Annotated in this window: 9 protein-coding genes; 5 read left to right on the top strand and 4 right to left on the bottom strand. The window is 31.8% G+C overall.

Annotation, left to right across the window (positions count from 1 at the left end; genetic code table 11):
* Positions 1-4 precede the first annotated feature (4 nt).
* Complete coding sequence (locus EXC59_RS03720; RefSeq protein ID WP_129614222.1) at positions 5-388, bottom strand: helix-turn-helix domain-containing protein; 384 nt, start codon at positions 386-388, stop codon at positions 5-7.
* 248 nt (positions 389-636) lie between these two features.
* On the opposite strand from EXC59_RS03720, the gene EXC59_RS07205 reads away from it, so the two are divergent.
* On the top strand, positions 637-5,739 hold the full coding sequence (locus tag EXC59_RS07205) for an Ig-like domain-containing protein (protein WP_051658902.1): 5,103 nt from the start codon (positions 637-639) through the stop codon (positions 5,737-5,739).
* Between the two features lie 84 nt (positions 5,740-5,823).
* On the opposite strand, the gene EXC59_RS03710 is transcribed toward EXC59_RS07205, so the two are convergent.
* Both EXC59_RS03710 and EXC59_RS03705 read right to left on the bottom strand, forming a co-directional pair.
* The gene (locus EXC59_RS03710) at positions 5,824-6,432 is read right to left on the bottom strand and encodes a superoxide dismutase (protein ID WP_035368102.1); all 609 of its coding nucleotides are present in this window, start codon (positions 6,430-6,432) and stop codon (positions 5,824-5,826) included.
* A gap of 67 nt (positions 6,433-6,499) precedes the next feature.
* Positions 6,500-8,065, bottom strand: coding sequence for an Rqc2 family fibronectin-binding protein (locus EXC59_RS03705; RefSeq protein WP_084145040.1), 1,566 nt, complete (start codon positions 8,063-8,065; stop codon positions 6,500-6,502).
* 85 nt (positions 8,066-8,150) lie between these two features.
* On the opposite strand from EXC59_RS03705, the gene gmk reads away from it, so the two are divergent.
* The 4 genes from gmk to EXC59_RS07095 are packed head-to-tail and all read left to right on the top strand — an operon-like array spanning position 8,151 to position 11,601.
* A complete protein-coding gene (gene gmk, locus EXC59_RS03700) occupies positions 8,151-8,768 on the top strand; it encodes a guanylate kinase (RefSeq protein ID WP_035368106.1) in 618 nt (205 codons plus the stop codon).
* 4 nt (positions 8,769-8,772) lie between these two features.
* Positions 8,773-8,985 carry a DNA-directed RNA polymerase subunit omega gene (rpoZ, locus tag EXC59_RS03695; RefSeq protein ID WP_162163860.1) on the top strand — a complete coding sequence of 71 codons (213 nt, stop codon included), beginning with the start codon at positions 8,773-8,775 and terminating at the stop codon, positions 8,983-8,985.
* Between the two features lie 16 nt (positions 8,986-9,001).
* Positions 9,002-10,762, top strand: coding sequence for an excinuclease ABC subunit UvrC (gene uvrC / locus EXC59_RS03690; RefSeq protein WP_162163861.1), 1,761 nt, complete (start codon positions 9,002-9,004; stop codon positions 10,760-10,762).
* The gene (locus EXC59_RS07095) at positions 10,759-11,601 is read left to right on the top strand and encodes a 3'-5' exonuclease family protein (protein WP_035368108.1); all 843 of its coding nucleotides are present in this window, start codon (positions 10,759-10,761) and stop codon (positions 11,599-11,601) included. Before uvrC ends, EXC59_RS07095 begins: the two co-directional genes overlap by 4 nt.
* 41 nt (positions 11,602-11,642) lie before the next feature.
* Here the strand turns inward: EXC59_RS07095 and EXC59_RS03685 are convergent, their stop codons facing one another.
* Complete coding sequence (locus tag EXC59_RS03685; RefSeq protein WP_035368109.1) at positions 11,643-12,254, bottom strand: TetR/AcrR family transcriptional regulator; 612 nt, start codon at positions 12,252-12,254, stop codon at positions 11,643-11,645.
* Between the last annotated feature and the right edge of the window lie 55 nt (positions 12,255-12,309).

Genomic DNA, 12,309 nt, shown 5'->3' with positions numbered 1-12,309 from the left:
AAAGCTATGATTTCGTATTCGCTTTGGATTTTCTTCTTAACTTTATTTCCATCACCTCCTCGGTTGTGTATCCTTTTTTTAAACGTTCATTCTCTATTCTTAATTTCATGTTTTCATATTGGAGTTGTTCTAATTCTGTTAGGTTTTTCTTTAGCATAAATTTAGAAAGTGGATTCCCTGGCTTTCTCTTATTCTCTAGTGCATCTATGCCACCTTCATTATATTTTCTGACCCATGTTGAAATCATTCCGTTAGATATATTATTCTTTCTTCCTAATTCCAGTGCACTACATTCGCCCGATAGAACCAGCTTAACATATTCATACTTAGCTTCTTTACTCCAGTATCGTGATTCAGTCTTATTCTTAACACCTTTTGGTCTTCCCATAGTTATGCCTCCTTTTACTTAAATTATACAAAAAAAGATGCTAGTAGTTTTTTGTGTCTACTAACATCTTACTATTTCACTAACGGTCTTTTTTTGTTTGAAAGATTGAATTTATAAAAAATGATTTGAACTTCAAAAAAAGAGCAATAAAATTGAATAAAAGCGCTTTCATAATATAATGATAATTAGAAACACAAGGGGAAAAATAGAAAGGGGGAAGGTGAGTTTTATAACTCACTTAAGAAAGCATGAAAAAATTCTTCATCATGATTGCTTTAATGCTTGGCGTTGTAACATTGGTCGCATGTAATGATCCAGTTGATCCAACCGTTAGCTTTAAAGATAAGACTGTTACCTTACAAGTTGGTCAAACATATGACGTAGAAGTAACGGTAACAGAAGGTTTTGAAGTAGAATATACTATCGCAGATCCAACGGTTATTAGTTTTGCGAATGGTAAGGTAACTGCACTTAAAGTTGGTTCAACAACGGTTACCGTTACAGTTAAAAATACTGATGTTAAAGATACATTGACAGTTACTGTTACTGAAGCACCAAATCCTAACGTGCCAGTAACATCAATTACATTAGCAGGAAATACAACAGGAGTTGTAGGGGGCACAATCACTTTAACAGCAACAATCCTACCAGCTAATGCAACTGATAAGACTCTAACATGGTCAACTTCAAATGCATCTGTTGCAACTGTAGCAAATGGTGTTGTGACATTAGTGGGTGCTGGAACAGTAACAATTACAGCTAAAAATGGATTAGTTACTGCAACACATACAATTACCGTATCTCTACCAACAGTTCCAACAACAAGTATTGAGGTTTCAGGTCAAACTACGGGACTTGTTGGCCAAACACTTACCTTAACAGCAACAGTTCTACCAGAAAACGCAAGTGATAAAACAGTTACATGGAAAACGAGTGATGTGATGCTCGCTACAGTTACGGATGGTGTTGTTACTTTACTTAAAGCAGGTACAGTAACCATTACCGCATCACAAGGAAATATTACAAAAACACATATAATTACGATTACTGATCCAGTTGTTTTAGTAACTTCAGTAGAAATCACTGGTGAACAAGTTGGTGTTATTGGTGGCACAATTACCTTAACAGCAACAGTTCTACCTGAAAATGCAACTGATAAAACAATTACTTGGTCATCTTCAGATCCGACAATTGCTACTGTAAATAGTGGCGTTGTTAGCTTACTAAAAGCTGGGGTTGTTACAATTACGGCCAAGAGTGGTTCAGTAGAAGATACAATTAGTATTACAGTAGAAGAACCACAAACTATCATTGTAGAAAGTATTGAATTATCAGGTTCACATAGTGGAGTTGCAGGAGAAACAATTACCTTAACAGCAACAGTTCTACCTGAAAATGCAACTGATAAAACAATTACTTGGTCATCTTCAGACGAAACAGTTGCGACTGTAAATAATGGCGTTGTAACGCTAGTTAAAGCCGGTACAGTAATCATCACTGCAAGTCATGGCGAAATTGCGGTTGAACATGAAATCGAAATTACTGGTCCTGAAGTCTTAGCAACTATTGGCCAAACAACATATCCAACATTTGAAGCTGCATTAGCTGCTGCTCAAAGTGGAGATGTCATTTTACTTGAAACACAAGAAATTACACAAAACTTCACGATGAAGTCAGGTGTAACATTAAAATCACAAGTTGGTGCAACTGTAATCTTTAAGGGTGTCATTACACTACCAACAGGTACAGTTAATGTAACATTTGATGGATTGGAATTTACTGCAGGAGCATATATTAGTGGACCTGGTTCAGTGGATAACTTTACATTCATCAATAACTATGTGCATGATTCAACATTACCAAAGACTGCATTCGCACCTTCAAATAGAATTGATGTGAATGCCTTCATCAGATTCTATACTGCATCTGGTGCTCAAATCATTGGTACATTAACAATTGATTCAAATACATTTGAAAACATGACATCGGATATTATTGCCTTCTCAAGAACAACCAATAATAAGACCGTCACAATTACAAACAACGAATTTAGAAACTTCCCTAACTCTGCAATTAGAGTTGATGGTGGTTATAACGCGGGTACATATATTATAAGAAATAACTTATTCATCCATGAAACTCCGGGTGAAAATGTGAATGCGATTTTATTTAGAGCATATTCAGCAGATACAGGCCAACAACAATTTATCTACATTGAAGAAAATACATTCATCAATATGGGTATCGTTGGTGGTGCAATCTCAGATGATTATGGTAGTGCGGGAACGATTTTATTCTCTACATATAATGACCGCCATAGTGAAATTTGGATTAGATATAATACATTTGAAGGTGGAGCTAACGCTATCCACTATAGAAACCGTCCAGCTGCATCAGCAGTCTTAATTGGTCACTTTAACTTTAATACATTTAACAATGTAGCAGGTTACTACCTATATGAAGCTGCTGGAGGATCTGTTAAGAATGACTCAGACTTCAATGATAACTTATTCATTGATGAAAACGGAAATGAAATTACTGATCCAGAAATCTTATCAACTAAGATTTTAAATCTTTTAGCACCATACCGAGTATTTGAAAAGCCAATTGATTTATTCTTAGGTATCCATGTTCCAAAAGTAAAAACACCAACATTCTATGTTGATCCAAACTTAGATGATGATATTGGTGAACATGTTGGTGCAATTGGTCAATCATTCCAAAATGGAATAACTGCATTTAAAACGATTCAAGAAGCAATTGATCATGCAACACCAGGTACTGCAATTTATGTTGGACCATTTACATTTGCTGAAAACTTCACAGTAAATAAAGATGACATCATGTTATTAGGGGCAAACTATAATGTGGATATCTTTAATGAAACGAGAACTACAGAAACTGTTTTAACTGGTCAAATTACAATTGAGAATAACGTGAAGAACACAACACTTAATGGTTTTACCTTAAGTGGTAGTGCAAGAGTAACAACGCCAGGACAAATTGATGGTTTATTCTTTAACTATAATAAAGTATTAAGTTCATTAACGTTTATATCTGGTTCAAACCCAGAAGGTGTGATTAAGTTAGTGGGATTAACAAATACAACCGTAAGTAAGAATGTTTATGTGTTAAACAGTGAATTTAAATATACGGGTTCATCTGCGCCACGTGCATTAATGGCATCAAATATTGAAAACGTGTATGTTGTTAATAACTATTTTGAATCATCATTTGGTTCATTTACAGATGTGATTAGAATTACAGGTACAAACTATAGTAATGAAACCGGTGTTGGTTTAACAGGAGATTTATTTGTTTACAGCAACACATTCAAAGATGCTGGTCAAGCAGCAATCTTTATTACAAAATATAGTAACTTAGATGCAAGAATTGTTAATAATGATTTCCAAAATATCAGAACAACTGCAGTAAGAATTAGATTCCAAGCAGATACTGCAGTAACAAAATCAACAATTTTATTTAATTTTAATAAAGCAGATTTACAAACAACAAGCGTTGCGGGTGATTATATCTATTCAGCTTTAAGAGTAGAACAAGCAAAACCAGGTACACAAATTATTGCGAATTATAACCATTTGATCAATATTCCATTCAGTTATTACTTTAGTGCACCATCTGATGCTAACTTTGATGCAAGATATAATTTCTATGCATCAGAGGTAGATTTTGTGCCTACATTAGCTAAATTAGTAAATGTTGATATGTATGAAGGATATTACACATCGCTTGAAGCATTACCTAAATATAATGAAAAGTTAATTATTCCAATGGCAGAAGTTCAAATTACAAATAAAATAACTGAATTAATTGAGTTAGAAGAATATCAATTACAAGTTACATTTGGTCCTGAAAACGCAACAAATAAAAAGTTAGTTTATACGTCTTCAGATGAAACAGTTGCAACAGTGGATGCAACAGGTAAAGTGTTTGCTAAAAATGCAGGGTTAGTAACAATTACTGTGAAATCAGAAGCTAACCCAGAAGTCTTAGACACAATGGAACTTGAAGTATTAGCAAGAGAAAGAGTAGAAGTTACATTTGAAGGAACTCCATCTGTGTTAATAGGCGAAACTTTCCAATTAACAGCTATTAAGTATGGAACAGATAAGGCAATAACATTTGAAACTAATAATCCAGAAATTTTAACAATAGATGAAAATGGTTTAATAACTGCTTTATCTGAAGGTATTGCAGTTGTAACGGTTAAATTAGGTGATGATCCTGCATTTGAACTTGAAGTTACAGTTTATGCAGAAGAATTACACGAATTACTTCAATACTTCGTTAATCATAACTTAGGTATTATTGAAGCCCAAACCATTAAATATATTGGTTCAGATGATGGTTCGTTAGATTATGATCACTTAATTGCTGAGTCAGTAAGTCCATACTTATTCAGTGGTATGACAATTACTCGTAATATGATTCCAACAACAAATGCAAATTACCGTTCAACTGAAATTCAAAAATTAGAGTGGATTGTTATCCATGATACAGCAAATACATCTGCTGGAGCTGGCGGTCAAGCCAACTCTAACTGGGCTACAAACCCAACAAATACTTCATCATCATGGCATTATACGGTTGGTAATGATGGATTCTACCAACAAATTGAAAATAATTTAATAGGATTACACGCTGGTGATGGATCTGTTCAAACAATTTTTGATCCAACAGGAATTGTTGCCACTAGAATGTTCCCACTTGTTGAAATTAACGCAGAAGGTTACTTTACAATTGATGGAGTTGCAACAACTATCTTAGCTCCAATGAAGGCAGATAATTCACGCGCAACAAATGCAGATATTTCGGATATGGGTATTCGTGCGGTTGTTGCTGATGATGGAACGTATCATTTACCAAGAATGTATCAAAACTCAAACTTTGGTAGAAAAATTGGTATGCGTGGTGGTAATCAAAACGGTATTGGTATTGAGATGGCTGTAAATAGAGGTTCTGACGTTTGGTTGACATGGCAAAGAACTGCGAAATTAGCTGCTAAGTTATTAGTAGAAAATGATTTAAGACTTGATAGATTAGTCTTCCATAATCACTTCTCAGGTAAAGCTTGTCCAAGAACAATGCTAGAATCTGGAAACCTAGAAAAATTCTATATGATGGTAGAAGCAGAATATAACATGCTTAAGAATTATAGTGGATACACTATATCATTAACATCAAATAATCCTGCAATCTTAAATAATCAAGGTAGAATTATTTCTGTTCCAGCTGAAGATACAGTAGTTACTTACACAATCACAGTAATAACTCCAACAAATGATACATATTCAATTACATTATCAACAGTTGTAAGAGGCGTTGTTTAGTTTAAAAATAAGAAGGTATGAAATCAATCATACCTTCTTTTCTTTTTTGATATAAAAAAAACATCCCGAAGGATGTTTTATTAATTACTTATTGAAAAGTTCTTCAACTTTAGCCCAGTTAACTACATTAAAGAATGCAGCTACATAATCAGGACGTCTGTTTTGATAGTTTAAGTAATAAGCATGTTCCCAAACGTCTAAACCTAATAAAGGAGTTCCTTCAGCTAATGGAGTATCTTGGTTAGGAGTAGAAGTTACTACTAACTTACCATCTTTCTTAATTAACCAAGCCCAACCTGAACCGAAACGAGTTTTCGCAGCGTTTGAGAATTGTTCTTGGAAAGTTTCGAATGAACCGAAGTCTTTAACGATTGCATCCATTAATTTACCAGTAGGTTTAGCACCATCATTTTTCTTTAATAATGACCAGAATAAATCGTGGTTGAAGTGTCCGCCACCATTATTTCTAACAGCACCTTGGATATCTGCTGGTAATTTAGATAAATCTTTTAAGATTGCTACTAAATCATCCATTGTTTCAGCTTTGATTTCTGGGTATTTAGCTAATGCTGCATTTAAGTTTGTGATGTATGCTTGATGATGTTTTGAATGGTGGATTTCCATTGTTCTTGCATCAATAAATGGTTCTAACGCATCGTATGCGTAAGGTAATGGTTTTAATTCATATGCCATAATATTTAATTCCTCCTAATATTTTCTACAAGTTTATCTTACTCTATTTGATGCTTTTTATCAAATCTTAAGCCTTGAAAAGGTAGGTTGTAATTAAATCTTTATCAATATCAATATAGATTGTTTTCTCATTCTTGATTTTCACAAAACTTGCGGGTTTTCCACTCATTTTTGATACATATTTAAATCTAGTGTAATTAACAGGGATACTACTTGATTCTGCTAATGAAGAGAAGTGCGCAGCAAGCATTGATGCCTTTCTTAAGACATGTTCACTTAATTCTTCACAACGAACGAGTAGATGTGAACCAGGAGCATCTTTAACGTGGAACCAATAATCATTTGGTTTTCCTAGCTCATTCATTAAGTAACCATTTTGTAAACTATTCTTACCAATAGTATAAGTAGCTTCACTATCTTTAATGGTTAAAAGTTTAACTTTATGTTTGTTTTGTTTATGCTGTTTCTTTAAAGATTGTTTCATAAATCCATAAGGAATTAAGATTTCTTTAAAGTCTTGAAGTTCTTGCTCATCAGATTTTTCTAATTCAAATTGATAATTATCAAAAATTTGTTTTTGTTCTAAAACACCATTAATTTCAGTATTAATAAATGTTAAAGAACGCTTTGCTTTTTGATAGTTCTTATAAAAAATTTGAGCGTTCTTAGATAAACTATAACGATCATCTAAATCAATACCATCAATCTTTTTATAGTTCAAATTCAAATCATAATTACTTTGATAAATTAAATCGCCTTTATCTTTATCTTGTAAGTGTAAGTAAGCATTTTCTCTTTGTTTAATAAGTTGTTCATACTTTTTATCTAACTTCTTTTGATGATTTTTAATAAATGTGAAATATGGGGTCTTTGGATTTGATTGTTGTATTATTCTAGCATCCAATGCCTCACTTAATGTATGATAATTAGTAACCTCTCCCTCAAAGAGATTGAAGTAGTAACTTTTATTCTCTAATTTAGAGTAGGTAGGGTTAACTTTTATGTCATACGGATTTATGGGATTTTCACATAAAAATTTAGCCAATCTTAAAGAAATTCCTAAGTACTTTTCAGTAAGTTCTTTAGGGGTTAAGAGTGGATTAAATGTATATTCTTTGGCATCAAGTTTGTCAGTATTAAAGAATTCAAACTCAGCATTTGGTACTAAATGTCTACCATCAATGACGAATGTTTTCTTATAAACATCAACGATTTTATTGTTTTCTATTAGGTATAAATTAGCGTGTCTACCCATTGCTTCAAAGATTATTTCTTTCTTAATAGGGCCTAAAATAAAGTCGTAATAAGTGAAGTAAAAAATGATGACGCGGTCGGACTTATATTGCTTAATTTCCTCTAGAATACCGCCTTCTAAGTGCTTTTTAAGCTGATTCGTGAAACTGGCAATTTCACCCTTAGCATGGGGGTTATTAGTTAAATAACAACTAGCGAAACTAGCATTCAAATTAATGTTTAAATATTGACGCTCTTTTTGTCTATAGAACTGAAAGATAAACGAAGTCTGATTTGACCAAATACTTTCAAGTCTTGATTTACTTATTTTCTCATTTAACTCATTAACTAGGAAATGAGTATATACACCATCTAATGCCATAAAAAACACCTCATACATAATAATATCATGAAAGTTAATGAAAATATTTACATAAAAGTTATTATATTATATAATAAATTAAGCAAAGACTTAGGAGATCTATATGAAGTTAAATCAAAGAGGATTGCTCATTGTAATTTCAGGACCATCTGGTGTCGGCAAAGGTACAGTTCGCCGTGCATTATTCGAGATGAAAAACCATAATTTAGTTTATTCTGTTTCAATGACAACAAGACAACCAAGACCAGGCGAGGTAGATGGAAAAGATTACTATTTCGTGGATAGAGAAACTTTCCAAAAGAATATAGAAAATGATCAATTCTTAGAGTATGCTGAATTCGTCGGAAATTATTACGGAACACCAAAAGATAAAGTTGAAGAAGCTTTAGATAATGGTAAGGAAGTCGTTTTAGAAATCGAAGTTGAAGGTGCACTTCAAGTTCGTGAAAAGACAAAAGATGCAGTATTTATATTTATCGCACCACCTTCAAAGAAGGCTTTATATGAACGTTTAAGTAAACGTGGAACGGAAGATAAAGCTTTAATTGACAAACGTTTCGCAAAAGCTGAAAAAGAATTTGACTTAGCATACAAATATGATTATATTGTTGTTAACGATGAGGTAAACAACGCTGCAGATAGAATCATGGCAATCATTCGTGCAGAACATGCAAGAACTGAAAGAACTATCAATAATTATAAGAAGATGTTAGAGGAGTAATAACATGAAACAAAATAAAGAAGGTTTAAGATATCCATCAATCGATGCTTTATTAGATAAGATTGATTCTAAGTATAAATTAGTATATGCAGCTAGCAAAGTTGCACATATTATTCAAAGTGAACGTTTAGATGTTGATGCTAAATCAGTAACCACAGTTGGTCAGGCATTAGAAGAAATTATTAAGGGTAAGGTTGATATCACGTTCGAAGAATGAACGTGATATTTTTCTTTTGAGTTATAATATAAATGGTGATTTAATGAAAGAAAAGTTAGCACTACTGCCAACAAGTCCAGGATGTTACTTAATGCTTAATGAAAAAGGTGACGTCATCTATGTTGGGAAAGCTAAAAATTTAAAGAATCGTGTAAAATCTTATTTCAGTGGTGCACACAATGCGAAGACTGAAAAACTAGTTTCAGAAATTAGAGATTTTAATTATATTGTAACCAACTCTGAACAAGAGTCTTTAATCTTGGAGTTTAACTTAATCAAAAAATATGCACCACTTTATAATATTCGTTTAATTGATGATAAGAGTTATCCATATATAGAAATCACCAATGAAAAAGATCCAATGCTAGTCGTATCTCGTTATACAAGTGTAGATAAAGATAAGATTTTATTTGGACCCTATCCGAATGTTATTTCAGCTAAAGAGACTTTAAAACTTTTACAAAAACTATATCCATTAAGAAGATGTAATCCGATTAGTAAGAAACCTTGTATGTATTATCATTTAGGTTTATGTTTAGGACCATGTGCACATGAACATGTGGACTATTCTGAAAATATTGAAAAGATTACTAAATTTTTAAAGGGAGATACAAAAGAAGTTTTAAGTGTTTTAAAGGCAAGAATGAAAGAAGCATCAGAAACTTTAGAGTTTGAAAAAGCAATGGAATATCGTGATATGATTCGTGCAGTTGAGGAAACAACCCAAAAACAAATCATTTCACTCAATGACTTTAAAGACAGAGACTTTGTTTCATTTGCTTGTAATGAAGATGATATTGCTATCCATATCTTGATGATGCGTCAAGGTAGAATCTTAGATAGTCATCAAAATGTTATTTCATTTATGGATGATCCTAAAGAAACATTCTTATCATACTTAGTTAATTTTTATGATAAGTTCTTATTACCAGATGAATTAGTTTTTGACCAACAAATTGACGAAGAAACATTAAATCATTATTTTGATGGTAGAGTTGTTCAACCTAAAAAAGGTGATAAGAAACGTCTAATTGATTTAGCACATATTAATGCAGTTGAAGATTTAAATCACTACTTTAAACTATATCGTGCAAAATCAGAAAAACTAAACGAACAATTAATTGAACTTTCTAATATTGTAGGTAGAAAAGTAGAACACATTGAAGTGTTTGATAATGCGCATTTATTTGGTACAGCACCAATTTCAGGCATGATTGTATGGAAAGACAATCACTTAGAAAGAAAGATGTATCGTAAATTCCATCTACAAACAACAACAAATGATGACTACCAAGCAATTGAAGAAGTTATTTATAGAAGATATCAACGTCTACTCATTGAAAAACAGGCAATGCCTGATTTAATTTGTGTTGATGGTGGTAAAGGACAAGTTTCAAGAGCGCTTGAAACTTTAAAACAATTAAACTTAGATATCCCAGTCTTGGGATTAAAGAAAAACACATTCCACCAATTAGAAGGTTATGTCTTAAATGAAGAAGTAACCATGTTAGATAAAAAAGGTGGCCTGTATCAATTTTTAGGAAAACTATCAGAAGAAGTTCATAGATTTACAATTTCATTCCATAAAGATACGAAGAATAGAAAAGATTATTCATCAGTTTTAGATAACATTCCTGGATTAGGAAAAGAACGTAAAAAGAAATTGTTAATTAAATTCTCATCACTGGATGCAATTAAAGCGGCAAGTAATGATGAGTTAAGAGAAATTGGCTTACCTGATAAAGTAATTAAAGCAATTAAGGAAGGTATTTCATGAAACTATTTATTACAAATATTAGTGTCAAAAAACGTCTCTTTTACTGTATTGTTAATGGTAAGAAAGAGGCTTTTTACCTTTCTAATCGTCTTGCCAAAACATTCTTTGGTGTACTAGAAAAAGGAATGTTGGTTGATTTTGAGGTTGGAAATAAAACAATTAAAAAACATGGAGATACAACATACTTTGTTTATCCAGTTATTTACTTTAATACCATTACATCATTAAATCCGAAAAAAGAAATTTATAACTTAAAAGAATTAAGAAAAGATATGAAGGAAGTTTTAACACAACATCAATATTTCTTATTCTTAGATTGTGAAATGAGTATGCCTGGTTATAAACAAACCAAGTTTACACCAGAAATCATTCAAGTTGGATTTATTTTATCAGACATAAATGGTAAAGTTTATGAAGATATGGGGTATTATGTTTTACCAAATAATGAAGAAGCAATTAATAAAAGAACAATTAAGTTCTTAAATTTAGATGAAATTGAATTCTTTGGTAAAGCTAAACCTTATCATGTTTTCTATCATGATTTAAAGAAACTAATGGAAAAGTATCAACCAAAGATTGTTGTATGGGGTAAAAATGATATTCAAGCAATTAATCTTGGATATGTTATTAATGATATGCAACCAGTGACTGAAGAAAAAGATTTTATTGATCTATTAAAACTTCACAAAGACTATTTCAATTTACAAAATGACATTAAATTATTTGATGCATATAAAAAATATTATGATGCTGATGATTCGTTAGTTCAAGTACATAACGCAAGAACAGACGCGATTATCACAAAAGATGTATTTGACGCATTTATTCAACAAATGTAAAAAAAACACCGAAAGGTGTTTTATTTTTTTATAGTTATCAATTATTTTTTTCCAAACATACCATTTTTAAGAATATACATTACATTATCAATGATACGTTCAATATCATGATCAGTCGCATTATGTTTAAACTGAACTTGTAAACCAATGAAGTTTGCGATTCCCATTAAAACATAAGAAAGAGTTTCTAAGTCGATGTCTTGATCAACTTCATTTTTAATTTGGCTCTTAGCTAATTGCTTCATATAGGAAATTGAGAAGTCTTTATAATAACTCTCGAATAAATGTTCATCTACAAAGAGTGATTCCCAGATAATTTTATAACTTAGTGGATCTTCAATTGTAAATTTGATAAAGGCTTTTAAACCGGCTCTTTCGATTTCATATCTAGTATTTGAATTTTCTAAAACTTCACGTGTACGTTGTTTAATTTTTTGTCCATAATCTTGAAGCAAGTAGATGTAAACCGCTTTTTTGTCTTCAAAGTAATTATAGAATGTTCCAGTTGCAATTTCAGCTTGAGCAATGATTTCATTGATAGAAGTACTGCTATAACCGTTACTTGCGAACAGTTTCTTCGAAACTTCGATGATTTTGTTGAATGATTTATAACCTGTTTTTGTTTTTGGTAAAGTGATTGAACTGTTTTCCATTCTATACCTCCTTTTAAATAGTTTATATCAAACGGTAAAATTTAACAAGACATAA

Origin of the sequence: Acholeplasma hippikon (genome assembly GCF_900660755.1) — a bacterium.
GTDB classification, from domain to species: domain Bacteria; phylum Bacillota_I; class Bacilli_A; order Acholeplasmatales; family Acholeplasmataceae; genus Acholeplasma; species Acholeplasma hippikon.
This window is presented reverse-complemented; position numbering and strand designations above follow the sequence as displayed.